The organism is Paenibacillus ilasis (assembly GCF_043195395.1).
GTDB lineage: Bacteria > Bacillota > Bacilli > Paenibacillales > Paenibacillaceae > Paenibacillus_AQ > Paenibacillus_AQ lautus.
The window spans coordinates 3363922-3390720 of record NZ_JBHDJG010000001.1; the positions used below are offsets into that span (position 1 = coordinate 3363922).

Here is a 26799-nt window from a genome sequence, read left to right on the forward strand (position 1 = left end):
TTCTGATAACATTCCGTATTCACAACATCGATCTCCCTTATATAGCCCATATCTTCCCTTAGTATCTGCACTCCAAGGCTCTTAAATCGCGTGTTTCTTCAGGATATTTTTTATTATTCGTTCTATTCCAAACTAAGTTATCAGTCTGGAAATGGGGTATCCCATATTGTTTAGATAGCTGTTTAGCTATAAATGTCTTTCCACTTCCACATCCGCCAATAATTCGTATTTTCAACTTCTTGACCAACTTTCAATAAGATTTGCGATGATTTCACACTTAATGTTTAGGCATTCACGAACCCTCACGCGAGCCACAGCGTGAATGTATTGTTACCTAAAGTATGCGACTTGATTGAGTAACTTTCATTAGTTCTTTCTTAATTAGTTCATTTGCTTCTTCCTTGCTATCTGCTGGACTAAAAATATATCCTTCTTGAATACCATACTTTTCATTTATGTCATTCAGCGCCATCCCCGAGTTTACTTTCATTGACGCGTTATCCAATCAACAAGTTTATTTATTACTTCTTTTGAATCCCCGTTCATTCTATATTCCTTTTCATGACTAATAATGATCCCTAATTCACGAATATCAACAGAATAGTTATTACTTACTCCATCCTCTTCCCTATACACGACTGTCATGATAATTACATCACCAAACCCACCTCGAAATGTATTAAATTTTCTAGTGTATGTAATCGCACCTAATATTTGAATTACCTCATCAAAGTTTATCCCCTGATCTTTGGCTAACAAGTATTCAGTAGAGTTACCATTAGAAATATACATAACATGAATTCTCTCAATATTATCCGTATGTTGTAATACATTTTGAATCTTTAATGGGTAAGTGAAATAGAGGATTAATCCGAGTATAGACAAAACAAAAATTATTATGAATATCCGTGATACTTTGAAAAAACACCTTAGTCTCTCCAGGATTTCCATCTCCTTTTTGCATTGATTTCATATATTGTTTGACCTAACATGGCATAACGTTCTCGCATCTACGTGCGCGACCCGGCCTTAGATAGTCTTATCCTAGGCCGGGTCGTGTGTTGTTATAATATTCTTCTTGTTAAACCGTCCAATAATCAAGGGGCGAAAGCCCTGCAGCGTAGATGCATTGTTAAGTGATGTTACTGCCTTTCTTGTGATTCCTACAAATACATACTTTTGTTATTCAATCTTTTATTTTCTCAATTAGTAATTCATGATCTTATCATCTCCCAGAAGGGAGGTGATGCCCATGGAGGTCAAAGATGCACTTTCCTTAATGTTCATGTTCGGCATGCATTTTGGCATTGCTTACCTACATGAAAAAGAAATAGACCGCCCTCGCTAAGGTAACGGTCTGTTTCTCGACCTAACTCCTGTGGCCGACTGTTCTTCATGCAGTTATTGTGCTTTGGAGTCGTGTTCCCGAACGGCTTCTTACTTATTCTTACCTCAGTATAACTCAATGTATAACACTTTTATAGGTTATGTTTGTTTATTTTTATTTATATAAGGTCTGTAATGCTGTCTGCAATAATTTCACTTAACGTTCTTGTATTCATGGCGTCCGACACGGTCGGATGTGTCCGGCAGATTCTACTTCCCCGAAATTAGCGTTCATATAGAATGAGTGAAATCTCTTTTCCATGCATCACACTGCACCTCACCGATAACAAAAAAGAGCCTCACACAAGTTGTATAAACTTATGTGAAGCCTCTCTCCTACCTCATGTTTCCTACGACTTTCACTCTCAGTCTCGTCGCATTTCCCGGATGATAAGCCAGCGGGGTTTCTTCCACTTCCACGAGTTCTACCGTAGCCGGATCAGCGCCAGCCAGCACCGCCTGCTTCACGGCTTTTTCTTGCGCATCTCTTAATGAATCCTCACGGGGCTCTGTAGAATAGATATAAATTTGTTCATATTGTCCACTAATTTGAGCAATACACGCACCAATGGCGTTGGCTACGCCCCCGTTCTCAGGCTTAATCATATGGGATACCCCGCGAATCGTATCCGGTATAACGACACTGCCGCCACCTACCAAAACAAGCTCAACGTCTCCCAACGATGTCTTCATTTTATCAATGGCCTGCTCAAGGATGTTTGCAATTTCAGTTTGCACCTTTTTAGCGAAGTCTTCATCCAGATGCGCTACCAAGCTCATATCCCCGACATCCGCGAGACCCAGCCGAACGGCAATGTCTGTTGTAGTCAGCGTATGCCCGCCAAATACCAGCGCTTCCTGTCCAATCTTGTATCCTACGCTGTCAGGGCCAACCGTAATTTTGCCGTTCTCCGAGCGCACGATGCTTCCGCCGCCCAGCCCAACGGAGATAATATCCGGCATGCGGAAATTCGTGCGGATATCGCCAACCTCGACCGCAACCGAGGATTCTCTCGGGAACCCGTCCTGCAAAACCCCGATGTCCGATGTCGTCCCTCCCACGTCGAGAACCATCGTATCCTTGATCTTCGCCAAATAAGAGGCACCGCGTATGCTGTTCGTTGGCCCGCATGCAATGGTTAAGATCGGAAATTGTTTAGCGTAATCGATCGACATTAAGGTACCGTCATTCTGGCATAAAAACACCGCTGCGTCTGTGATGCTTTCTTCTTCTAACGCCTGCACAAATCCTCGGGTCGTCGTTTCAATAACCTTGCACAATGCTGCATTGAGTATGGTTGCATTTTCCCTCTCTATTAAACCAACCGAACCGATCAGGGAAGAACAGGAAACAGGGAATCCCGGTCCATACACTTGATGGATGAGATCGCGAATCTGGAGCTCCTGATCATTTTTAATGGATGAAAACACCCCAATGACGGCGATGGACTCGACACTGCTCCCCCATTCCTCTAAAAGAGCTCTAATTTCAGCTTCATCGACTTCTCCAAGCACTTGGCCGTCATATTCATATCCGCCATGAACGAGAGCATATTTTCCCGACAGCTTCTGAACCATATCCTCTGGCCAGGACGTGTACGGAGCAACGGAAGCCGTTGCCGGATAACCCAGACGAATGACGCCGACTTGGGCCAGCTTTTTGCGTTCAACAATGGCATTCGTGCACTGGGTTGTACCTAACATGGCATGCGTGATTTGGGTTTTATCCATATTCGATTCCTGCAGCAAATTCCGGAGCGAGGTTTCAATACCCGTTTTAATATCTAGACTTGTTGGTGATTTCACCGCATGAATCAGATGATAATGCTCATCCATAATGATGGCGTCCGTGTTGGTGCCGCCTACATCGATCCCGATTCTATACATTCTCAGGCACCGCCTTTTTCACCAAATTCTCGATAGGAACATAATCGTAATCATATCCGAAGTATCTTGGTCCTGCCGTCTGGATCCCTTTTTCCGTTCTCCACTTTTCATGAGCGGGCAGTCCAATAACACGTACGCGTTTACCGTATTTCAGGCTCTCCGTGGTTACAGGCGACAAGGTTTCGTAATCAACCAGACAGATCAAATCGGGGGTCATCGCTACCACTTGACCGTTCTTTTCAGCAATCAGGTTTTCATTTTGAAAATGAACCTTCATCTCTCCGCCTTTAAACGCCTCGATTCCTTCGAGATGCATTTGACCGAGGTTAAATCCTCCCTTGGTTTCCCGGATGACATCCACGATTTTACCTTGGAAAAGTTCATAGCCGGACACAAGGCTCAGCAGCTCTTGAAGCTTATCGCCCGCGTCCCGATTCTTCGATGTAATGATTTCTCCAATCTGTTCGGAGAGAGTCACAATATGATGAACGCCGCTTTGCTTCATTTGAGCACCCGTTGCCGGGTACAGGCTTACTAAAGCACTGGCGCCCATTTCAACCGTGGCCGCTCTGGCGAGCCGTTCCGTCCATTTATTATCAATGGTTTCAAAGATGCCGATGTTTCCTTTTTCATCCGAAATCGCCATCGGTGTCGTCGGAATGCCGTCCAGGTTAAACGTCACCATTTGAAGCTCCGGGAACGCCCTCCCCATACCGTCACAGTCGATCAGAGGCAATCCCAGCTGCGCCGCAACGACGATGGGAATCATGGAATTGACGCCTCCCGCTTCCATCGGAAACGTGCCGGCGATTTGTTCTTTTCCCAAGTAATTCGCTAATTTTTGAAAAACCTTAACAAACTCGTCCCCTTTAGGGAATTTCTCCACCAATACAGAAGGCGCCCCCATCATCGCGGCTGGAATGAAAAAGTCCTCATCCTGAATCTCATCGACTGAGCATAGTTTTACAGGTCCAAACTTCTCAATGGCCGAGAGAGCCATCAATTTCCCGATGTAAGGATCTCCCCCTCCGCCGGTTCCTAGAAATGCTGCGCCGACGGCGATGTTTTCAACAGCTGCTTTATCTAAATATCTCATTCATTATTCCTCCAATATAACGGTTTTCTGATCCGATAAACGATAGTCTGTATAATACACGACAAAAGAGATGACAATCCCGATCAACGACTGATTCGGTACCTGTGGCAAGCTTGGGAACAAGGATCACACACCGTCGTCCTTCCTTATTCCGTGCTTTAATTACCCCTGGAAAATCATGAGCAGCACACTCATGGAGCAACCTGCTAACGTAACAAGCAATGCCTTCGATAGCCCCATGCATGCAATAAGCACATTCCCTACCGACAAACTCGGGATGCTGATTATTCGAATACTTTTTCCTTATTGTAAAAGATGAAGGTGGTCAGCGTCTTTTTCAGAAAACAAAAAAAAATCCGATGTTTTTGTCTGATTGGACAAAACATCGGAACTTTTTAGTTATGGATGAGACGGTGGACCATGCAGGCGGTATAAACATCGTACGATTCCGAGTTTATGGTCACATCATATCCTATGAGCTCACAAATTTTTTTAATGCGATATTTCACCGTATTTTTGTGGACGAACAACAGCTTGCTGCAGTCATCCATATTCCCCTTCGCATCCAGAAGAAAAGTCATCAGGGTTTTCAATGCGTCAGGGTCGTCCATAATCGGCTCGATGACGGACAAGCATTCTTCCGTGATCTCTTCCCCTTGTTTACTGAGGTCTATAGCTCGTTTCATGGAACGGACTTCAGCCGCGGTGTATAGTTTGCGGTGATGATAGATGCGGTGGACCTCTTTAGAGACTCCGTTTACGAGCTGGTACATTCGGCGTACGTCCTGGGTGTTCCGCATCCTCGGAGAATAAACGATGCTTGGTATTTCAGCGATGAGACTCGTGGTTTCGATATATTCCGCTGCAATTTCAAACTCATTGTATTTATATGAACAATTCCCTAGCAACACGACAACGCAGTGATCGATCGTTTGAATGACCGCGGTTTTATAATATTGCGAGAGATGCGCTTTTAAGTCTTCTCTTATCCTTCTTTCCTCCGACAAATCCCGAATGTAAACGAGCCACATCATTTGGATGGCGGAAACGTCAATATAAAGCAAACTGGCCAATCTGCGCATTTTTTCGCTTTCATCATTGACGATGGCTTTAACCAAAGCGTATTCGCTGACCTCGTTATGCTTGTCTCCCCACAAATTGATGGCCACCTGCACCACCTCGCTGATTTGATCCATCGTCTTCGGAGGCAGCTTCGTATTCTCTTTAATGAGAAACAGGTAGAGGACCTCCCCGTTTTTTTGGTGAACACGTTTGTATTCAACAAAGCAGGACGAATCCAGCTCTTCTCCTTCTCCCACTCTACCGTTCAAAATGGAAGGCGCCATGGACCGGATTAGACTCGCAACATCGAGTGATGAATTACGCGGCCACATGACACGATTGATGATATCCAGGTTGCTGTTTGTCAGAACGATGTTCGCTTTCATCCGGTCCGACAGCAGTTTAAGGGTAATTTCCACGCTCCGCAAATGTTCCGGCAGCAGCGAGACCTTTTCCAGTGATTCATTCACGAAATGCTCATTCACATTCTGATTGCTTACGATCGCCTCCATGACTTCATAAATGACTTCATTATACCTAAGAGAGTAATCGCTTCTCGGCATGCAAATGATAATAAAATTCAGAGATTCGGCCAGCTCGAGCACTTCATCGTCTATATCTGGCATGACAATGCCAACATAATACAAAATCAATCCCACTTCACCAAGGTCATGCAAATATTGAACCGTTTTGCATTGCTGCTCCACGCTGTCCTTAATGGAATAAAAAGAGCTGATGACCAATTCTTCAGCATACCACTCTTCTTGAACGGTTTGAATAATTTGCGAGAAGAAATTGACATCCGCTACCTCTAACACAGATAAAGAGGAAACGGTCTGATGAAGCCTGCTTGTTCCAGTGACCACCTGAGCTCCTCGAAATGAAGGCAGCTGCAGTAAATCTTTAACGGTTACCCCAATTCAACCACCACTTTTTTGTTCGATTCATGCTGCTCTTAGTCTTCAATCTGCACGCAGTCTACATCTACAATAGATCATTCATCCAGTAGTAGATCCTCGTAGAAATAGCCTGTTAAAACCAAGCTATGATGCTCGCATAACGTAGCAGCCTATATGAAATTTTTGCATACTCGGTCGGGTCCACTAAGATGCTGAGTCCCATTCGACTCGTACCCATATTCATCTCCTGTTAAGGATTTCTTATAACGTTCCTGTATTCACGAAATGACCCAGCCTTAGATAGCACTTATCTTAGGCCGGGTCGAGTGTTGCTGAGCTTCTTCCATGATTGATTATACATCTGACAACCAAAGGGCGTGCCGCAGCGTGAATGGATTGTTAACTGAAATCAACGACCTCTTTGAACAACTATATCCTTGAACTAAAAAATACCCTTCATACAAACTTTAAATGTTTATAAATATCAATTAGACAATTCTCTATTAGCAAACACTTCAGTAATCATTTGAGCACCCATTTTAAAACCATAGATGAAAACCTCTGTTGAATATATTGAGACAGATCTGTTAAGTAAATCAAATGTTTTTTCAAGAAGTTCCATATCATTTTGTGATAGCTTCATCTTAAGGTGATTCTTCGAGTTGGAAATTTCGTTATTTATAGATCTGTACTCAAGATTCTTTGGCACAATCATTTCTTCAGGTTTAATTTCTCCAAAATATAATTGCTCCAATATACTGTTCATTCCCTACCTCTCCCTCCAATAAGTTAATCACAGAATATTTTAGCGAATAACTCGCTAGATTATCTTGGTTATGGAGGTGTTAGGCATGTACCAAAGAATCCGAAGCCTACGCGAAGATAAAGACTTGACGCAGTCACAAATTGCTGCTTATCTAAACTGTTGTCAACGTATCTACAGCAATTATGAACGCGGTGAAGTTGACATCCCTACAGCAATACTAATTAAACTTGCCGATTTCCATCAAACCAGTACGGACTATCTTCTGAACAGAACCAACATCAAGAAGGCTTACCCTACTGATTGAAATAAGCGTCAATATGATTCTTAATACAACTTTCGTTGATTTTCGCTTAACGTTTTTGTATCTACGAACCCGAGAGGCTTAAGGCGAAAGCGCCGGGTCCGACGGACTTAGCCTCGCAGGGTTGTTCGCTGAGTCTTCTCCTATGCTCACTACATATTGAGAACCAAGGGCAAAGACCGCAGCGTAGATACAGTGTTATCTGGAGTCATAGCCCTCAACTCAAATAACTAAACATTTTTATGACAGAAGTATGTATCTGCAGTATAAAAAATAGCCATCAGTTAATTCCCTATTATTCGATATGTGCAATTATACCTACTCAACACGTCAAGCCATATAAGACTATATACTCAGTCGGGTGAATATGTTACTATTGTAATTGTCAAATTTAACCTACGGGGGTTTATAAACATGAAGAAGAAGTTGTATCATTTTTTAAGTTTCGTATTATTGCTTTGCTTGGTCTTCCCTGCAACTGGACATGCAGCATCTAAGTTTCAAGTATTTTTAGATGGAATACTTGTTAATGCAGAAGTAATAGAAAAAAACAAAGTAAATTATTTAGATATCAAAGCTCTTGCAGAGTCATCTGGAATTACATACTCATATGATGCAAAAGCAAAGAATTATACGGTTAAGAAAAATGAAAATACTATTAAATTCAAATTGAATGATAAGACATACACCCTAAATGGAAAGAAAAAACAAACTACTTACCCTGCTTTCTCAAGTAAAGGTAAGACTATGGTATCCACGCAATTCTTCACGGCAATAACTGGTAAGGAATTCAAAGTGTCCAAAGAAGATAAAATTTTTAGTTTCGGTAACTACTCTCCAACGGAAACTGGTAACATCAAGGGCTCAATCACCTGGCAGTACAATCAGTACATTGGAACAAAACCGGATATCGGTGCTAAAGTGGCGCTTATCCCAACAACCACGAACAACAAAATAAATAGTCCTTTTTTTGCATTAACCAACAAACAAACTGAAGAAGACAACAACAATATTCATACAGCAGTTGTGGATGGCAATGGTTACTATAATATCGACGATGTACCAGCTGGTAAATATTTTTTATATATTTATTCCAACAACACAAATAGCGACATGACAGTCGATAGTTATGATTATGCTCAATTTAGTAAGATATTTGATCATGAAACCATGGAAATCCTTGAGAACCATCTGAAATTGCAGAAGTATAAACTTAAAGAAGTAACGATAAAACAAAACAAAACGATAACTGAAAGCCATGATTTCGGTTATACTTACTTCTGATTTACCTTCCCACTTAACCAGTGGGATTTTTCTTTGAGTGGGCTTTGATTATTCCAGCTTTCGTTTCTTGATTCTCTGTTGACTAGCAATGAAAACCGCATGTCCCGATACGTTCATTATTCTCTTTATTAAATAACCCATATCTACAGCCTGAATCGTGTATATGGAAAGCAATAATCTCCTCTGCCTCTCGCAAATCTTTACATACCTCAATGTCCATAAATCTTGTTACTTCTGGAAATGAAAAATGTTTATAAACTGCTTCAACATCATCTAAATTTAGTTCTCTCATGAACAGTCTTTCGGTTTCAATATTCGGATAAATCACTATAAACTACACCCTTTTTTTGGTTTATTCCTTTAGTTGTTTATTAGATTTACGGTAAATTCATATAACGTTACTGTATTACCGACGTCCCACCGACTTAAGGACCCGCCTGGTTCGGATGCGATGCGGTTAGTCGGTGCGGATGTGTCCGCCTGAATCCACTTCCTTTCCAATCCCCTTCGGGCGGATCGAGGAGCCGTCAGGCTCCGAAGCGTGGATATAATGTTATCGGGAGTTTCCCGCTTCCTCGAATCACCCTAAAATGCCTTTATCGTATCTAATACATCTATAATAAAGAAAGACAAAACTCCATTAATAATACTTAGAAACAAAATTGATATAGAATTATCTTTTAAAAAGGTAGATGTTAAAAATTTAAACTTCGGCACTTTAAAATCATCCTTCACCTGAAATAAACAATCATTAATATCTATTAGAACCTCTAAGTATACAAAAAAGAATGCTGAAAGAATGATCCAGACATTCTGTTCGAGCTGTTCCATTGAAGAAAATTGAACAATTATTACAATCCAAACCGTAAACATTATCTTTAATAATGACTTCACTAAGACAATAAAAAACTTTAAATTCATATAACAAAGACCCATAAATAAACCAACAGCCATTAAATTTATTGTAATAATAGTATCCAGCAAATCGTAATAAACAGTTCCACTAAGTGACTTTGCCCATAATAAGATTGAAATCATATATGCAAAAAGGCTGATAATCAGGAAAAATAGCATTCTAGGTATACCTAAAATTTGCTTTTGCAATTCTTTTTTTCTTTTTTTATATTTTTCTACTCTTGTTTCCACGAACTAAAAACCTCTTTCATGGGAAATTTCCGATAACTTTTCAGTATTCACGACGTCCAACCGACTTAAGAGACCAACGGGAGCGGCCGCGATGCGCTTAGTCGGTGCAGGTTGTCGCCTGGTTCCACTTCCTCGAAATGCCTCTCGGCGCCATGGGGCAGCTTTCTGGCACCCAGCTTGAATGAGTCTTTTATGATGGGAATGCCTTCTTCGAGTTTAAGACAATTTCTTTACCCAGTTTGGTATGTGATGACCAAAGTATTTAGTAATTTTCTCAGCTTCTGTTAATACATACTTGATACCTTGGTCATTTAAAAACCAGTTATTCTTGCTTATTCTAAAATCATCTTGCTTTACTTGGAAAACGATATCTGACGAGAATACTGTTTGATAAGTCATTAATGCACGTCTTGAGAAAAATGATTTACAAACTATAATAGCTCGAGTGACACTAATGTTATGTTCTTTTAAGACTTGCCATGAGTTTCTTGCATTATCGAATGTGTTCTTAGCTTGATCCTCTTTAAGAATTGCCTCTTTAGGAATTCCAAGTGACAAACCAATGTCTCTTTGAAATTCCCATTCAGTGATTGCTAACTTAGGATTATGACCACCGGATGGAAGTATATATGGTGCTAATCCAGATTTATATAAATCACATGCAATCTTCATCGGCTTTGTATGACTTCCTCCGGGAACAAGGATGACATCTGCCGGTAAAAGCTCTTCTTCTTTTACAAATACTAGTTGAGTAATGCAATCAAAAGGATATTGCTTCAAGGTGACACCTCCAAATATGCATTCCTTTCATATAACGTTCTTGCATTTACGCCCCCTCACTGCCTTAAGTGACCGAAGGGAACGGCCGCGAACCCGTTAGACAGTGCAGGGTTGTCCGCCTGATTCACTTCTTCGAAAACCCTCGGGAGGACCAAGGGGCGACAGCCTCGCAGCGTGAATCGGGTATTATATGACGTAATTGGCTTCTTCGAGTTACTTTCACACTGCTTATCTGTTTCAATTTATACTCCAGCCATGTATATTTCAGTAAAGGCTTTTATAATTATAAAACGTCATTTGCAGCTGCTTATTTGTTACCGAGTTGTTCCGCCAAACCGATTAGAAGTCCTTCGGTTCCACGAATGTAGCAGAGCCGATACGAATCTTCGTACTGAACCACTTCGCCAACGAGCTGAGCACCATGCTTAGTAAGTCTGGATACCATCTCGTCAATGTTTTGAACTGTGAACATGACGCGTAGATAACCAAGGGAGTTTACAGGAGCCGTCCGGTGATCTGATATCGTAGGTGGAGTGAGAAATCGCGAAAGTTCAAGTCGGCTGTGGCCATCCGGGGTTACCATCATAGCAATCTCTACACACTGAGAACCTAGTCCGGTTACGCGACCAGCCCATTCACCTTCGACAGTGGTTCGCCCTTCGAGGTTCAAGCCAATCTCCTCGAAGAAAGAAATTGCGTCATCAAGGGATTCTACAACGATGCCGATATTGTCCATTCTTAGTAATTTATTATTTTCCATAGTTTTTTCTCCTCGTGTACAAATTTCTCACCTGATTATCTTCAAGATTATTTCATTAAAGAATGGGTTTTCGGGGTGTCCAGTCTGATCCACTTCCTCGAAATGCTTCGGGCGGACCCAGGGACGGCGTCAGCCGGCCCGCCGCGTGAATATAATAATATAAGATGTACTTGCCTTCTTTGAGATGCCAACAATATTTCATTTAATTTTTTCAAGATTTCACTCTATCTTCTAATTGTTTAAATAATGTATTTAAGCTTTCTTCCACAGTTTGATGGGCTGTATCTATGACTATGCGATCTTGGTCCCAAACATCATACTCTCGATTTCTGACCTGCTCCCATGTCGGAAGAACAAAGCCTGGAATATCGGCTGCACGGGTTTCAATTCGATGCCTATGTTCATTATCGTCAGAGCAAATCACTTCTATTTCCACATAAGGAGTTCCAAGAGAATCCGCCACGTTGCGCCAAGCATGGCGCGTAATCTGAATGGGGTTAACTGTGTCTGCAATCACGTCTAGGCCCAATTGGAGATTCTGCGATGCAATTGCATAACACACAATGTAGCCCTCAGGTCCTTCGATTCTCTTTCCCGAATCCCGCATAGCCTGCTCCACGACATCGACCCGAAGATACGTAGCACTTATTTCTCGTGCTAAAGCTGATGATAATGTGGTCTTACCGCTACCCGGCAGTCCACTAAATATATAAAGCAATAACCTCATCTCCTTTCGATTTTAATTTTTTTGTATTTGTGCTGATTTCTTATGACGCTTGTGTATCTACGAATCCAAGAGGCTTAAGGCGCGCCGCGCCGGGTCCAACGGACTTAGCCTCGCAGGGTTGTGAACTGATTCAGCTTCTCTGCCTACCACTTCTCGCGAACCAAGGGCCGAACGGCCCGGAGCGTAGAGACGATATTATGTGATGGGGATGCCATCTTCGAATAACTTTCAATATCAGTCTATATGCCTCTTCAACAATGTTTTCTAACTCAATTAGTTCTTTGATTCTTTTCAAGTATGGTATTATATATTTAATAAAGACCAAGTGCGTTAACACTTGGTCCATACAATTGGCTTGGATGGGTAATCCCTTCTTAGTCATTTACGATCGGAAACCCACCTTCGGCGGTCAACCTTAGGGTGGGTTTTTACTTTCTCTTGTTATTATTATTAATGTAAGTTAAAAGTGCAAGAATGAATGATCCAAATAGGAACATATCGTTAGTGTATCTTTCACTTTCATGGCTTCACCTCCTTTCGAAGGGAAACCATGACCGCCCAAGATTCAATTGTAGTTATATTTTACCTTTATTTACATCTGCGTACAAGCGTTCTTATTATGAGTTTGGTTTTTCGATTCTAAATATGGATTTATAACCATTGGCTGTCCTTTCAGATAACGTTGTTGTATTCACGACGTCCCACCACCTTAAGCCACAAGGGCGGGCGCGATGCGCTTAGTCGGTGCGGAAGTGTCCGGTTGAGTATGCTTCCCCGTTACTGAAATACCTCTTCGAATCACATCTAACTTCTGCCGGACCGAGGGCCGAACGGCCCGAAGCGTGAACATTGTGTTATATGCTGTGGCTGGCTTCTAGAGTTTTCCTTCAAATATCTTCTTTATTTCTTCTCTATCATAGTCTAGGATCCATTCATTGAACTTAATGTATATATCCTTTAACTGTAAAATTGAGCTTGAAATCACATCACATCCACGATCATCATAAATATGAAAAATCAAACCTTTGTTAATATTGATGAAAAAAACATCATGATGTATTGAAGGTTTTATTCCTACATCTTGATTGCAGATAGCTTTGAGTAAACTTAAGTTGTCTACATCGCTTACTTTACAATTTATAATATATCGGTACGTATTATTTTCTTCGTTAGGCTCTTCATCATCTTCAGCATAAATATCAGGAATTATAGTCAGTTTTAAATTCTTTAATACCTGTTTGTTTCTAATGTATCTACTATAAAGTTTCAACTTCTTAACCTGATATTTATATCTATAAGCGAAAATGGCATTGGTAACAATAAAAATATCATCATCTTTCATGAACAGTGCTCTAAATAATTCTGTTGTTCTACTATAGACCTGTTCCATGTAATGACTTACATCCAAATCATATAAATGTGGATCACCGAGTTCAAATCGAATACCAGTATTCCAATTATAAAGTAGCGGCGGTCTCACAATCAGATTAGGAAAATAATCATTAATAAATTTATCAAATGTCATTTGATTTCTCCTTTAATTCGGGTTTCCAGCCATTGCATATAACGTTCTTGTATTCACGAAACGACCCAGCCTTAGATAGCTCTTATCTTAGGCTGGGTCGTTTGTTGTCTGAGTGTTCTTCCATGATTATACATCTGACAACCAAGGGGTGGTAGCCCCGCACCTTGAATACATTGTTATTGCGCCGCTACTGTCTTCGAAGCATCACCTGAATACCTTTGATCAAGATTCCAACTCTAATTTGCTTTGGTATAAAAACTCAACTTCACCATCTAGCAAATATCGATATTCAAATAATTGCATTGTTCTTTCCCTTATTCTCTCCATTATAACCGTGGCTAGGCTTACCGATCCTTGTGATCCAAGGTAACCATTATTAATAAATGTCTTCTCTACAAATTTTGTTTCCCTTAAGTGATACTGTAACCATTCTTTCTGCGATTCAATTAGTGCTTCTCTTGGTTCTCTATCCAACTTCGAAAGAAGCTTTTTATATATTTGGTTCAACTCTTTATCCCAAATCTCTGTATATTTGCTTTCCAACGCCCCCCATCCAAATGTTGAAAACTCTTTGGAATTTTGAAATTCATTAAATTCCACTTCATAATCATGATCTATAGGATTTCGAAGCATTTCATCATAAAATTCTCCAGTCAAATCATAGTTCCCAATGCTCATGGATAACACTTCATTGTTAGAAGGATCTGATCGACCTTCAGTTATTTCTTTCGGTTCTGTTCCATTACCTGTACTCACTACATCAGGAGGCAGTTCAGAATTCATTATTGATTTAGTTTCGCTGTTCAAGGTAGTCGATTGACTAATAGTTTGACAAGATGAAAACACTATCGTAATAAAAAATAATAAGAGTATCTTACCTTTCATAAATTATCTCCTTAAATATTATCTTTAATATTTACCGGTAATGGCGCATAACGTTACTGTATCCACTACGTCCCACCGACTTAAGCGATCATCGGGAGCGGCCGCGATGCGGTTAGTCGTTGCAGATGTGTCCCGGCAACGACTTCTCCGACTTATCATCCGGGACCGAGGCAGCTCGTCTGCCGATGCGAGAACACATTGTTATATGATTGATCGGCCTTCTTGATTTACTTCAACAATTAATGTTTTTATACGTTTTGTTAGTCGGTTTAATCTACGAATAATAGCCACCATCTAATAAATAAGTTCTTGTCTCTTTATAGTGTTTGTAGATCTTACTAAATGCCCTGTTTGCTTTATGCTGATAATCTCCATCACTTAAGCATGGTTTAATTACTTTCACTACTTGGCTCATGTTTGTATCACCTGGAATCTCGCCAGATATTAATTTTTCTAAATCTAGTTCAAATATCCCCTCAAAATTTTCCGAACAATCCCCATATACATATATTGCTTTTGTATCATTCATTTTAAGTAATTTGAATTCGATACAGAATGCCATAGAATTACCGTCTTTCTTTGATTTGATTATTTATTTGCCAATCTTTCATATAACGTTTTGTATTGACGACGTCCTGGCCCCTTAGAGTCGCTGCTTATAGTTGTGAGGCTTGCCGAACACCTAATGCAGTGACGTCCCGACGGGCTTAGGGGGCTGGATGTGGTCACTCGCTTCTCAGAGTGACCAGAAGCGTCAATATGGTGTTAGTCGAAGGAAGTTCTGGAAGCAGCCATTGCAGTTAACGCGTTCTCAAAATAGCTATATACTTCATCTGCAATTCCCAAAAACTCTTCAACAATTACATTACTATCCAAGTAACAAGCATACAGATAATCAACTAAAGCGGAGTCAATCTCACAATAGTTTAATATGGCATTCTTCATCTTAATAATGTCATCTTGCCATACGCCCGTATCTTCTAAAACCAAAGAGTATAATGCACGAATTAATCTCTTAGAGTAACCTTTAATATATCTAATTTTCATTGTGTTATCACTAGCATTAGTAAGTAAACTATGTATACGATCTACTTCCTCCTTCGTCTCTGTATTTAAGTCTAAAATGAACTCTGGAGAAATAATTATCGGTGGTACTTTTTCACCAACGTCATGACCATATATACAAACACAAATTATCTTAACCCAAAAACCCCACTCATTCGGTTTACTTAATACATCGTCAATCGAGCAAATTATCGTATCAATCTTAGTTACTACTGGATACTCTTCCAAAAGCCTGTCTTTAATATTTGATAATCTTTCGTAATCAATATCTTTGGGATTTACACATACAATAGTAAAGTCTGCATCTGACTTAAATGGTTTAGCAGTTCCTTTTGGAATCGAGCCACACATATAAATGCTATGAATCTTACCTTTAAATTCGGTAAGTATATTATCTATATACTTATCAACAAAATCCTTATATTCACTTTGTATTACAATTCTATTTATAACTTTTTTTAATATCATATAGACTCCTCCTAAACTAAGAACTTCTTTCGGCTAACGATATTGTATTCACGACGTCCCACCGACTTAAGGCTCCGTCAGGAGCCGGTCGCGATGCTTAGTCGGTGTAGATGTGTCCGGCTGAATCTTCTTCCCCGCTACTGAAAATCCTTCCCCGAATCCACTTCTAACTCCTGCCGGACCGAGGGCCGTATGGCCCGAAGCGTTAATATGATGTTAGACGAAGACCTGACTTCTTGAATGACAATACAATACTTCGGATATCCTCCAACTCAAAAGGACCATCAGGCGAACTTTCCTGACGCCTATTTATATGAATATCTATACAGTTCAAGTAAGTAACTGGAATTAATCTTCAGACCGTCAGCACCACATAATGTTGCCGAAAGACAGTTTTCCCGCAACCTCGTAGTTGATTTCCTGATCAATCTTATCTATCCGGAAGATAAGTCAGAACAACTACGCCTGAACCGAATGTCTTTGTTTCCGCCAGTTTCAACACTTTCTTGTCGATCCCTTCACCAAAGAGACGCTTTCCGTTTCCAAGCACAACTGGGAAAACCATGAGCCGTTATTCGTCGATGAGGTCAAACTTGATCAGTGTTTGAACGAGCGCACAACTGCCAAATACCAAGATATCCTTACCAGGCTGCTGCTTCAGCTTGGATATTTCCTCCGTGATATTGCCCTTGATCAGCGATGAATTGTTCCATTCCACTTTTTCCAGGGTTGTTGAAATCACGTGCTTGGGGTAACCGTTCATCATCCGGCCATATTCCCCTTCTTGCTCAATCATATTAGGCCAAGTCGCTGCAAATTCAACATATGTTTCACGTCCAAGCAGAAGAGCGTCGCTTGCTTTCAGTTCATTGAACTTGAATTGCTTTGTTTCCTCACTACGAAATTGGATCGTCCACTGCGGATTATCCATGACGCCATCCAGCGAGACAAACTCAGATACAACTACTTTTCTCATTTTCATTCTCCTTTAGTTTCTTTCAATACTATCCGTCTGTCAGAGCTTAATGATTCGATTCTTCATTTTCAAATTCTGTATTTGATAAATGACTCCTTCAAAGCGTATGAATGAGTAGCAATTAATTTTATTTAAATATATTGCATCAGCTCTTCAGGAATTTCGTCTAACGTTTCGTATGTTCACGACGTCCGACGTAGTCGGAATGTGTCCTGGCTGCACCTACTTCCCTGCCAATAACTTCTGTCCGGACCGAGGGCCGAATGGCCTGACGCGCGAATATGCTGTTAGATGATGGATACGCCCTCTTCGAATTATCTAAGATTTATATTGTTTTATTCCGTTATTATATTTGTTATTTTATGTATGAATCTTGCAAACTTTGACTTTGCTTCAACTTCAATTCTAGCTTGAACACTTCTAATAAAATTCTTATTAATCACTAACTCTGCATAACCTACACGTTCATGAGTACTTTTTATGTAAAGTGATAGGTGCTTTGTTGTTGGACTTTCTCGTTTTACTTGCATTAAAAAGTTTATTTTTTCAATATTTTCGAATGTTTCACCATCTAGTTCTGCTTGAAGGATTTCCCTTGGAAATCTGTCTTGCTCAATTCTAAACTTAACATCGACAAACTCAGTTTTAGATTTACCTAATGTCACAATATTTGAATCAAAAAAAGATAACCCAAATGGAATTTGTTCTCCGCCCTCACCTTTAACAGCTTTAACTGTTGCAGTAATACTGTTTTCTAAGTCTTCTGACTTTACTTGCAAAGTATCATATTCAGTGGATACGTAATCAAAAGCTACAACACTAACAATAAAACTCAACACAACAGACAGAAGAATAAACTTTGACAGCTTCCAAACATGACGAAATATAAATCTTACATTTCTACTAAATACAATATCACTTCGTTTTTTTCTTAAATTTTGTTGAGATTCTTTTCTAGTTTGAGTAATCATAGTAGGTGCCTTTCTGTGATATGAATATAGAAATTTTCAGTCTAGCGTATCTTTCATCTAACGTTTATGTATTCCCGAACCCGAGAACCTTAAGGCCCGAAGGGCCGGCCGCCGCGCGGTTAGGTTCGCAGGGTTGTCCGCCAACGCTTCCCTGTACCTCTGAATTCGCTCCGTAGTGAAATCCCTTCGCTCTTGGCGGACCAAGGGGCGAACACCCCACTGCGGGAATATGGTGTTATGTGATGTCTGCCTCATCTTCGAAAAACTTTCAAAACTTATAAGTACTTCTTAAAGGCTTTACTCGAATCACCGTCATAACCTAACTTTGTATAGAACTCGTGTGCTTGCTTCCTCGAAGCTCCGCTGGTTAAAAAGACCTTAACACAATCCCTTGAAATACACAGATCTTCAATATGCTTCATAATGAGCGATCCATAACCTTGACCTTGTCTGTTTCCAGATACAATTACACGTTCTACAACCCCAAAAGGTTGTGACTCTATCAACGAATCTAAACATAGATGCAGATGTGCAGTTGCAACGATCTCTTGGTCTACTTCGCAAATGAACAAGAAACTATTAGGATTTTGTTTAATTTCTTCTATTCTATCTTCCAACACTTTTATTTTTGTGTTGTTTGGAAGCAGCTCTTTATATAGTCGTTCAATAGCTTCGGTGTCATTTGTTTCAGCTTCACGAATTATCATTCACATTCTCCTCTGTATTTAGGCTGATTTCACATAACGTTTGGCATTCCTGACGTTCAAACAGCTTAAGTGACCGTAGGAAACGTGTCGTCAGACTTAGCTGGTTGAATGTATCGCTTGAATAAACTCCTTGGGAATCCTTCTTAGCGATCAAGGGCGAATGCCCGCTGTAGGAATGCTTTGTTATCGGATGTCAGCGCCTTCTTCGAAATACCCCTAATCTTCTTTAAAGATCTGAGAAATCAAGATCAGACAAAAAATATGATTTTCACATTTTACCTCTATTTTTTTATAAACTGCTTCTAATAATTCCGATTTTTTTAATATTAATTATTATCGTTAAAATACAATTGATAGAAGTAACCCCCATCCAAATAAATATTGAATACGACATCCACACCCTTATCATTAAATAATTATAATCTAATATATAAGGCCAGATCATTACCAATACCAAAAGCATAATACTTAAGATTAGTGCGATACTACTTCCTGTCATTTTTCTGAACCTTGTCTTTTCATCTTTAATATTTAGTTGTATTCCTCTAACCAGTTTATTTGCTTGGACACATAAGATAACCACGGCTATTATTACTAAGAATGAAAATACTAAATCAATTAATAGATACACGTCATCATAATTAAATTTATTCATATGATTTTCATTCATATTCTCATAAATATTATTAGCAATTAGCGATGGTACAGTTGAATTCAAATTAGCCAGAACAAAAATGGCTTGCTGCTTTTCTAAATCAATAAGAACCTGTGAGGAGTAATTAGGATTTGATCCATTATGACTAACAACTCTATTTTTCGTATCAATACTCCATCCGAATGAATAGTATTGATTTTCACCTTCGTATCCCGCCATTTTGATGTCGACTTGATGAGATTGTTGTATCGCTTTCAATAAATTATCTGGTATATCGCCTATCCCCATTTGTGCATTAATCCAGTGTTCTAAATCTTTTGAATTCGTTACCAAATATCCTGCAGCGATATTCCCATAATATCTAGGGGCATCATATTCTAAGCTCCTTCCAAAAAATACACGATATCCTTTGGTAAGTTTATCAGATTCCTTTTCCTGACCTGTTGAAAAATAACTGTCAGTCATTCCTAAAGGAACCAGTATGTTTTCAGTCATGTAATCCTGATAACGTTTGCCTGTAACTTTTTCAATAATCATCGCTAAAATATCATAATTAACTGTTGCATAATTATATGCTGTCCCAGGATACGTATCTAATGCAATGTCTGACACATTATGTATCGTTTTTTCAAGCATATCCTCCGTGGTACCTTCAGGAATTAACCGAATACTCCAAGGTGGAATTCCACTTGTATGAGCTAACAACTGATGAATCGTAATATTAACTTTCTCACCCTTAATGGTTGGCTCAAACGATGGAATATAATCTGTAACAGAATCTGAAAGAGATAAGTAGCCCTCATTTTCTAATAAAATAATGGCCAAAGCCGTAAATGCCTTTGTAGTCGATCCCAATTCAAACAATGATTCTTCAGTTACCCTCTTCTTATTTTTAGCATCTGCATATCCGTATTTCTTATATTCTGTCTTGCCCTGCTCTGATACTACCGTAGCCACCCCTGGAGTCGCTGATTTGGCCATTATGATTTCCACCATATTATCCGTATTATCATAATTTCCTGTCCTTACCAAACTCCCAAGTTCATCCCAGCACGCTATAGTAGTAATGATTGTGATAAGTAGGATGACACACATTGTTGATGTGCCTGTTTTACTTAGTATTTTCTTCATTGTGGTTCTCCCAATTGTAAGTCTTCTAAAAAAAATAATGGACCAAACTATATAATTAAACACCATCCACAAATACCTACTTTGTGCCGTTATGGCTTAGAAAAAAATAGTTCTTAAAACCATTTAATTCTTTGCGCTGATTTCCGATAACGTTCCTGTATCTACGAACCCGAGAGGCTTAAGGGAGCGTCAGTGACCGGGTCCAACGGACTTAGCCTCGCAGGGTTTTGAGTTGAATTCACTTCTCGCTTACCGCTTCTAGCGAACCAAGGGCCGAACAGCCCGCAGCGTAGATATGTTGTTATGTGATGTCATCAGCTTCTTCGAGATATCTTTTAAGTACTTCTTTAGGAGAAATAAATCTTCTTTCTACATCTTCTTTTTCTAATGCTTCATCCCAAAACATTTTTACTTCTGCAGAGGAAATAATCTTACTATCAATTATTTTAGTTACAAAATGACGAATAAGATTACCAATCAGAGCATAGTACATTGCTATTGCATGCGGGAGAATCATAAATGAATTACTGTATGCGCCCTCATAAACTAGTCGTTCTTTACTTCCGAGAGCATAAGAATACGCTAAAGATCTATAAGTTCTATGATTTATCTTAGACAATTGTTTATAATAGTTTTTTAGTTTTTCCCACTCTACTTCATCACTTTGTTTTATAAAATCTCTATAAACACTATTAGGTACGACCTTATCGTTATACCAATCATTTAAGTACTTATTCCTTTTTGTATCATTAGAACAAAAATAAGAAGCAGTATCCATAGTCTCTGCAGCATCTCGAAGCAACCTACCTGCAATTCTATGTTTCTTATCCTTTAATAGTTCTAAACAGTCCTTCAAAGATTCTAAGGAATCAAGAAAAAGCATCCAGATAGCTTTTTCGGCGCTCCGATCATCACGTGTATACGTACCTGATCTTTGCATCATATGATCAAATAAGAATTGCAGTAATTTACTCGCCTCTCTGTAAAACTGATCTTGAGCCTCATACTCATAAGGATTTTGATATGCTTCTTGAGGATCTCTTTCCCAGATAAAGCTAGTCATCTCGCACCTCTTTATATTTGTTGATGATTTCACATAACGTTTCTGTATTCACGACCCAGCATATGCTGGGTGTCCGGCGAATGCCGGACCAAGGACGTATGTCCGCAGCGTGAATATTATGTTATCTGTTGTAGCCGCTTCTTAGAATAATCACTCATAGGCTTCAAAACCAAGTTGTTTTAGGCTTTGCTGGATCTTGAACTCCTGTTTCAAATTCAATAAATACTCCGAATTCATATGCAAGCCTATTATGCCTTGATTTATCCGTATAACAATTAAGTTTTGTCAGGTCAAAATTTTTTTCTTGAAGATTGTTATTTGTCGATTTCTTTATTTCTACAATCAAATGATTTCTTAAATTTTCTCCTCTTTTATGAACTATAATATCTGGGAAAATTGATAGTGCCATATACTCTATATTGTCTTGGATAATGTCGGCAGAGAATGTTCTTTTAAGTCTTTTGATTTTCCAATACTCTTTTTCTACGATGTAAATCATCTTCTTCTTTTTCTCTTCATCAGCGTTTTTGTTATATTCACAATCAACATCATATTCACTGAATTGTTCTTGAAGATATGTAGCATATTTATGAGCGATTGTTCTTTCATTTAAATCATTAATTAATAAATATAGATCACGTTCAAAAAGTTTTGTAATCGCTTTATCTACTTTCTGCTTCACATCTCTTAGTTGAGCGTTTTTATCCATTCTATATCTCCTACCTTCGTATTTAGGCTATTACAGATAACGTTCCCGCATTTCTGACGTCCAAGCGGCTTAAGGCACAAAGTGCCGGGTCGTTAGACTTAGCCGATTGGATGTGTCGCCCGATCCTACTTCTCTGGCATACTTTTGGCGACCAAGGAGCGTCAGCGACGAAGCAGAAATGTATTGTTATAAGATGTTGGCGTCTTCTTGAACATCTTACATAACCATTTTCAAACAAAAATAGCCCTAACTTTATTGCTAGGGCTCTGATGTTATTTATATATGTCTCCTCTAGGTCCTATACGAACTACAAAAACGATTAATTCATTATTAAGAACCTCATAGATTATTCGGTAATTCCCCACCCGTAATCTATAGATGTTGCCTTCTTTACCCTTCATTTTCTTCGTATTCGGGTTGTTAAATGGGTCATTACATAATTGCTCAAGGGCTACAAAGATTCTTCTTGCGATGGTTCGGTCTATTTTCCCTAGGCTCTTTTCTGCTTCACTTGAAAATGTGGCTTTATATTTCAAGTTCACGTTTTAGGTCCTCCAAGGATTTAGTCTGACCATTTTGAAACTCTAGGCGTCCCTGTTCTATCGCCTGAATATCTTCTGGAGTCAAACAGTCATCTTCCTCATCAAGCTGTTTCTCAAGTAACCATGATAAAAAGCTCTTTGCGACAATCTTATTCTTATCATTTAAGTTTTCTAATATGTTTTCCAGTTCATCATTCGGGACACTCATCAACTGTACCCCCTTTTATTTAATCATTCTTATTATACGCCAATATATAAGGATGCTCCAGACATTGCTTTTTTTATACTACATCGAAGTATTAGCCTTCACAAATCCGCTTTTACGCCAATTTCTTATAACGTCTTTTTCACGAACTTCTCAAAAACATCATCTCTTGAGGTGTTTACGAACTTCGTGAACACACCTTCAACAACCAAGTTTACGACTCCTCTTCCAATTGATCTAACGGACTTTTAATCCTTCTTATGTCCTTCACACTCACATGTGTGTACCTTTCGGTGGTGCGCACACTTTGATGACCGAGCAACTCTTGAATGAAGCGAATGTCAATTCCACCTTCCAATAGATGTGTAGCGAATGAATGGCGCAAAGCGTGAATACTAACCTTTTTCTGGATTCCAGAAGCAGCACGTGCTTGTTCGAACACTTTTTGAACCGTTCGTTCAGTCATATGGCGCTCTGGGTGTTGACCTGGGAACATCCACTTCTCAGGCTTTTCTTGTTGTAAATACGGTCGAACCATATCCATAGCTGTATCGGAGAATAGCGTAAGACGATCCTTTCGACCTTTGCCTTGAGAAACTCGAAGTGTTTTTCGCTCGAAATCAATGTCTTGAATTTTCAACCGGACCACTTCCCCTACCCGTAATCCTGAAGAATAGGTAAGGTATAGGATCGCACGATGTTTCAAATTTTGGAGTGCTTTTAAGATCAACATCACTTCGTTCATCGATAACACATTCGGCAACTTCTTTTCTTTCTTAGGGCGAACATAAGAGACTGTTTCCTCAAGCAATAATACTTTTTGAGCATAGAATTTGATCGCGCTGAGCGCTTGATTAACATAGGAATGGGAACATTTCCTATGGAGTAAGTGTAAGGAATAACTCTGAATCATTTTCTCGTGGTCCATCCCATTATTTTGCTGCTGTACAAAAGCATGAAATCGATGGACTTGACTACAATAAGCTTTTATCGTTTTTTTACTATAACCTCGAAGCTGCAGTGCATGAACGAAAGACCTTTTTATCGACTCATCCCATGAATAGATTGGAATGTGATCCTGTATGTGAACTTCATTGTTAAACAAGCTGCACTCTTTCATCAACATGCTATCAACATGAATCTCCGTTCCTTCAAAAAGTGTATACAACTGTTGAATGGATTCGGGCGTAAATGGAATCATCCAGACCTTTTTATCACGGACCCATTTCCTTCCTGAAATTTCTCGAATCTTCATCACCATTTGTTCATCATACTTAAAACGAACATATAAGGAACCTTCATCATTTCGAGACACCCATATACCCACGTCGTTCCCACCCTCTCATTATAGCAGCAACCTAATTATTGGAAAGCAAAAAGAGCTCACAATCGCCGCAATCGACGTTGTAAGCTCCCGATACTTTCGGTGCTATCCATCACCCTTTATAATCTAGCCGCATTCAATTCAGTAATATTACGCTTAGGGTTTAAAATTCTTATAGCCATTAAATAGATTAAACCATAATCAAGGCAGCCATGGCTACTTCATTTCTCACCTTACTTCAAGCACGAAAATGTAGTGCAAGCGAAATCTTCGTACTGCACTTCGTGTGTAACATGATGACGAGTAGCGTAGCGAATCGGTCTTGATGTTTCACGCCTCTTCCGAGTAACTCACATTATCTTTTGCTACGAATGCACCAGTACCGTCAACGCGCCTTACTTCTATCCAATAAGCTGGAACATTTGACTCTTAAGATATATAACCATCTGAGTTTGGTGGCGATTCTTAGATTATACTTGGATGTAAATACTCGTGGAATTAAATATAATATCGGTGACTAATGTCCCAAGAAAGCAAACTATTAGACTTGTAGCAGCGTTATGTAAACAGGCTGTATAGTGGAGTATGCACTACTTCAATCTATACAGGGTCAATGTACCGGCTGAGCCGTAAACTACTCAAAAGACTGAAAAATAAGGTTAATTAAATCGTTATGAATCCAGCAACAACAGTTGCAGCTACTGCCCGGATTCAGTACATAATGATGTTTTGTATATTAGAGAGATACTTATTGTGGAACTGCGAAGGAGTGGAACTATCGTCATGAAACCGGAGTTAGATCCGAGAGAAATCAGAACCCTGCAAAAAATAAAAAACGCTCTCCTACACATGATGGCTTCCCGAACCGATCCCATATCCATTACGGATCTATGTACCGAGGCACAAGTGACACGCCCTACCTTTTACAAGCATTTTAGCAGTGTTGCCGAGTTAATGGAGGTCATGTCCAAGGAGACAATGGAAGATTTGGAACGCCGCATCGTGATCGAGAAAAAAATATCCCTTCAAGAGGTTGATTATGATGAACTGCCCTCCAATATGGTCGCGTTATTCAACCATGTGCTGGAGAATCGGCAGTTTTACGAAGCCTTCATCTTAATCCATCCGGACACGCCATTTACGCGTTATTTCAAAGCCACGCTATACCATTTTGTAAAGGTCGGGCTTGAAGCTGCCATCGAGACACGCGCCGAGATCAGTGTTCCGTCGGAAGTGGTGATCAACTTTATGACGGGAGCGTTTCACGAGACCATCTTGTGGTGGATGTTAAAGGGGTATCCCTACACTCCACAGGAAATGACGGCCATGGCATTGCGATTGTCCATTAACGGCCCCTATCAATTCTAGAACATGAAGAAAGAGTAGGACATAGTAGTCAAGAAAAGGATTACTCTTTTTGTTAACTTCATATCAGAAGGAATATTTGTCCATTTCATCGAAATACAATGTACTAACACGAAATCGATAGAAAGAGATGTGTATGAGATGAATGGAATTCTGGGTGTATCCGGATTATCGTTCTTGCTGGTGATACTGTTCACGCCGCTGCTTATCTGGGGATTGCGTACGTTAAAGCTTACGCAGCCGATCCGGACCGAGCTGCCTCCTGATCATCAGGCCAAACGCGGGACGCCGTTAATGGCAGGTCTTATATTGATGATTGGCGTTGCCATTTCACTGCAATTTCAACCTACGCCGCTTACCGTTTTTTTATGCGCGACCTTCCTCTTGTTCAGCTCGATCGGGTTTATGGATGACTTCAAAAAAGCTGCGTGGCAGGACCCGTCCGGAATCTCCGGTCGGATGAAGCTTGTATTTCAGTTCCTGTTTACCGGCGCGTTGCTGTATGTACTGTTCCATTCCTTTTCACTGACAAGTGATATCCGACTCTTCAACGGGTTCCAGCTCCATTTGCCGGTTAGTGTGTACGTCATCATCATGCTGCTGTTCATTGTGGGCTCGGCGAATGCCATTAACTTTACCGACGGATTGGACGGACTGTTAATCAATGTAGCCATACCTACCTATTTTTTCTTCTTTTTAATCTCCGACAAACCGGAGGTTCAAATGTTCTCGCTGGTTATGATCGGTTGTCTGCTCGGCTTGCTGATCTACAACATTTATCCGGCCCGGGCTTTCATGGGCGATACGGGATCTCTCGCCATTGGTGGCTCCCTATCATTCTTAGCGGTGATCGAGAAGGTCGAAATTCTGATTCCGCTGCTGTTCATCATCTATTTGGCTGAGCAGCTCTCGGTTATCCTGCAAGTATGGTACTACAAACGTACGAAGCTGCGTCTGTTCCGAATGGCCCCGATCCATTTCCACTTCAGTCTCAAATACGGCTGGAGCGAGAACAAAATCGTCATGATTTTCGGTTTTGTCTCCTGGTTTATGGCTCTGCTCTGTTGGGTACTTGCAATGTATGTGATGTGAAACATTGGGATAAACAAGCAAG

28 protein-coding genes and 1 pseudogene are annotated in these 26799 nt (G+C 39.9%); 4 read left to right on the plus strand and 25 right to left on the minus strand.

Translation table 11 applies throughout. The features are described 5' to 3' along the window. Window positions 1-58 precede the first annotated feature (58 nt). From ACETK5_RS15050 to ACETK5_RS15075, 6 genes are all read right to left on the minus strand, one after another. Window positions 59-247 carry an AAA family ATPase gene (locus tag ACETK5_RS15050; RefSeq protein WP_394056539.1) on the minus strand — a complete coding sequence of 63 codons (189 nt, stop codon included), beginning with the start codon at window positions 245-247 and terminating at the stop codon, window positions 59-61. Between the two features lie 239 nt (window positions 248-486). Then, window positions 487-885 (minus strand): hypothetical protein, encoded by a 399-nt coding sequence (locus ACETK5_RS15055; protein ID WP_394056541.1) that lies wholly within the window; start codon window positions 883-885, stop codon window positions 487-489. Window positions 886-1722: 837 nt separating this feature from the next. Continuing rightward, window positions 1723-3273 (minus strand): hydantoinase/oxoprolinase family protein, encoded by a 1551-nt coding sequence (locus ACETK5_RS15060; protein WP_394056543.1) that lies wholly within the window; start codon window positions 3271-3273, stop codon window positions 1723-1725. Then, the gene (locus tag ACETK5_RS15065) at window positions 3266-4369 is read right to left on the minus strand and encodes a DUF917 domain-containing protein (RefSeq protein ID WP_394056545.1); all 1104 of its coding nucleotides are present in this window, start codon (window positions 4367-4369) and stop codon (window positions 3266-3268) included. Before ACETK5_RS15065 ends, ACETK5_RS15060 begins: the two co-directional genes overlap by 8 nt. Before the next feature lie 395 nt (window positions 4370-4764). Beyond that, window positions 4765-6351 (minus strand): PucR family transcriptional regulator, encoded by a 1587-nt coding sequence (locus ACETK5_RS15070; protein ID WP_394057443.1) that lies wholly within the window; start codon window positions 6349-6351, stop codon window positions 4765-4767. Window positions 6352-6814: 463 nt separating this feature from the next. After that, on the minus strand, window positions 6815-7096 hold the full coding sequence (locus ACETK5_RS15075) for a DUF6809 family protein (RefSeq protein ID WP_100536627.1): 282 nt from the start codon (window positions 7094-7096) through the stop codon (window positions 6815-6817). A gap of 85 nt (window positions 7097-7181) precedes the next feature. Between ACETK5_RS15075 and ACETK5_RS15080 the strand changes: the two genes are divergently transcribed. Together ACETK5_RS15080 and ACETK5_RS15085 are read left to right on the plus strand one after the other, a co-directional pair. Then, window positions 7182-7400 carry a helix-turn-helix domain-containing protein gene (locus ACETK5_RS15080; protein ID WP_100536626.1) on the plus strand — a complete coding sequence of 73 codons (219 nt, stop codon included), beginning with the start codon at window positions 7182-7184 and terminating at the stop codon, window positions 7398-7400. 411 nt (window positions 7401-7811) lie between these two features. Further along, window positions 7812-8681: a stalk domain-containing protein gene (locus ACETK5_RS15085; RefSeq protein WP_394056547.1), complete on the plus strand. Its 870-nt coding sequence runs from the start codon at window positions 7812-7814 to the stop codon at window positions 8679-8681. Between the two features lie 82 nt (window positions 8682-8763). On the opposite strand, the gene ACETK5_RS15090 is transcribed toward ACETK5_RS15085, so the two are convergent. The 19 genes and pseudogenes from ACETK5_RS15090 to xerA all read right to left on the minus strand — a co-directional run bounded on the left by ACETK5_RS15090 (window position 8764) and on the right by xerA (window position 24323). Beyond that, window positions 8764-8973 (minus strand): GNAT family N-acetyltransferase, encoded by a 210-nt coding sequence (locus ACETK5_RS15090; RefSeq protein WP_243390633.1) that lies wholly within the window; start codon window positions 8971-8973, stop codon window positions 8764-8766. 293 nt (window positions 8974-9266) lie between these two features. Further along, the gene (locus ACETK5_RS15095) at window positions 9267-9827 is read right to left on the minus strand and encodes a hypothetical protein (RefSeq protein ID WP_394056549.1); all 561 of its coding nucleotides are present in this window, start codon (window positions 9825-9827) and stop codon (window positions 9267-9269) included. A 216-nt stretch (window positions 9828-10043) separates the two neighbouring features. Then, window positions 10044-10607, minus strand: a complete 564-nt coding sequence (locus ACETK5_RS15100; RefSeq protein WP_100536623.1) for a YdcF family protein — start codon at window positions 10605-10607, stop codon at window positions 10044-10046. Between the two features lie 307 nt (window positions 10608-10914). Further along, window positions 10915-11367: a VOC family protein gene (locus tag ACETK5_RS15105; protein WP_100536622.1), complete on the minus strand. Its 453-nt coding sequence runs from the start codon at window positions 11365-11367 to the stop codon at window positions 10915-10917. Between the two features lie 211 nt (window positions 11368-11578). After that, complete coding sequence (locus tag ACETK5_RS15110; protein WP_100536621.1) at window positions 11579-12085, minus strand: P-loop nucleotide/nucleoside kinase family protein; 507 nt, start codon at window positions 12083-12085, stop codon at window positions 11579-11581. A gap of 437 nt (window positions 12086-12522) precedes the next feature. After that, window positions 12523-12617: pseudogene (locus ACETK5_RS15115) on the minus strand (putative holin-like toxin). Window positions 12618-12968: 351 nt separating this feature from the next. Next, entirely contained in the window at window positions 12969-13619 is a 651-nt protein-coding gene (locus ACETK5_RS15120; RefSeq protein WP_394056552.1) for a DUF3885 domain-containing protein, read from the minus strand. A 222-nt stretch (window positions 13620-13841) separates the two neighbouring features. Further along, window positions 13842-14504, minus strand: a complete 663-nt coding sequence (locus tag ACETK5_RS15125) for a lysozyme inhibitor LprI family protein (protein ID WP_394056554.1) — start codon at window positions 14502-14504, stop codon at window positions 13842-13844. Window positions 14505-14778: 274 nt separating this feature from the next. Further along, window positions 14779-15033, minus strand: a complete 255-nt coding sequence (locus tag ACETK5_RS15130; protein ID WP_243390632.1) for a hypothetical protein — start codon at window positions 15031-15033, stop codon at window positions 14779-14781. Window positions 15034-15269: 236 nt separating this feature from the next. Next, window positions 15270-16037: a nucleotidyltransferase domain-containing protein gene (locus tag ACETK5_RS15135; RefSeq protein WP_394056556.1), complete on the minus strand. Its 768-nt coding sequence runs from the start codon at window positions 16035-16037 to the stop codon at window positions 15270-15272. Between the two features lie 571 nt (window positions 16038-16608). Beyond that, a complete protein-coding gene (locus ACETK5_RS15140; protein ID WP_394056558.1) occupies window positions 16609-17013 on the minus strand; it encodes a dihydrofolate reductase family protein in 405 nt (134 codons plus the stop codon). A 335-nt stretch (window positions 17014-17348) separates the two neighbouring features. Next, window positions 17349-17984, minus strand: coding sequence for a hypothetical protein (locus ACETK5_RS15145; RefSeq protein WP_394056560.1), 636 nt, complete (start codon window positions 17982-17984; stop codon window positions 17349-17351). A 275-nt stretch (window positions 17985-18259) separates the two neighbouring features. Beyond that, entirely contained in the window at window positions 18260-18691 is a 432-nt protein-coding gene (locus ACETK5_RS15150) for a GNAT family N-acetyltransferase (RefSeq protein WP_394056562.1), read from the minus strand. A gap of 289 nt (window positions 18692-18980) precedes the next feature. Continuing rightward, window positions 18981-20477, minus strand: coding sequence for a serine hydrolase domain-containing protein (locus ACETK5_RS15155; RefSeq protein ID WP_394056564.1), 1497 nt, complete (start codon window positions 20475-20477; stop codon window positions 18981-18983). A 301-nt stretch (window positions 20478-20778) separates the two neighbouring features. Then, window positions 20779-21540, minus strand: a complete 762-nt coding sequence (locus ACETK5_RS15160) for a hypothetical protein (protein ID WP_394056566.1) — start codon at window positions 21538-21540, stop codon at window positions 20779-20781. 163 nt (window positions 21541-21703) lie between these two features. After that, the gene (locus tag ACETK5_RS15165; RefSeq protein WP_100536603.1) at window positions 21704-22249 is read right to left on the minus strand and encodes a hypothetical protein; all 546 of its coding nucleotides are present in this window, start codon (window positions 22247-22249) and stop codon (window positions 21704-21706) included. 272 nt (window positions 22250-22521) lie between these two features. Beyond that, window positions 22522-22791, minus strand: a complete 270-nt coding sequence (locus ACETK5_RS15170; RefSeq protein ID WP_394056568.1) for a type II toxin-antitoxin system RelE family toxin — start codon at window positions 22789-22791, stop codon at window positions 22522-22524. Continuing rightward, entirely contained in the window at window positions 22775-22999 is a 225-nt protein-coding gene (locus ACETK5_RS15175) for a hypothetical protein (RefSeq protein ID WP_394056570.1), read from the minus strand. Before ACETK5_RS15175 ends, ACETK5_RS15170 begins: the two co-directional genes overlap by 17 nt. 211 nt (window positions 23000-23210) lie before the next feature. Next, a complete protein-coding gene (gene xerA / locus ACETK5_RS15180; protein ID WP_394056572.1) occupies window positions 23211-24323 on the minus strand; it encodes a site-specific tyrosine recombinase/integron integrase in 1113 nt (370 codons plus the stop codon). A 780-nt stretch (window positions 24324-25103) separates the two neighbouring features. On the opposite strand from xerA, the gene ACETK5_RS15185 reads away from it, so the two are divergent. Next, window positions 25104-25688, plus strand: coding sequence for a TetR/AcrR family transcriptional regulator (locus ACETK5_RS15185; RefSeq protein WP_394056574.1), 585 nt, complete (start codon window positions 25104-25106; stop codon window positions 25686-25688). 138 nt (window positions 25689-25826) lie between these two features. Beyond that, on the plus strand, window positions 25827-26777 hold the full coding sequence (mraY, locus tag ACETK5_RS15190; RefSeq protein ID WP_394056576.1) for a phospho-N-acetylmuramoyl-pentapeptide-transferase: 951 nt from the start codon (window positions 25827-25829) through the stop codon (window positions 26775-26777). The last annotated feature ends 22 nt before the right edge of the window (window positions 26778-26799 follow it).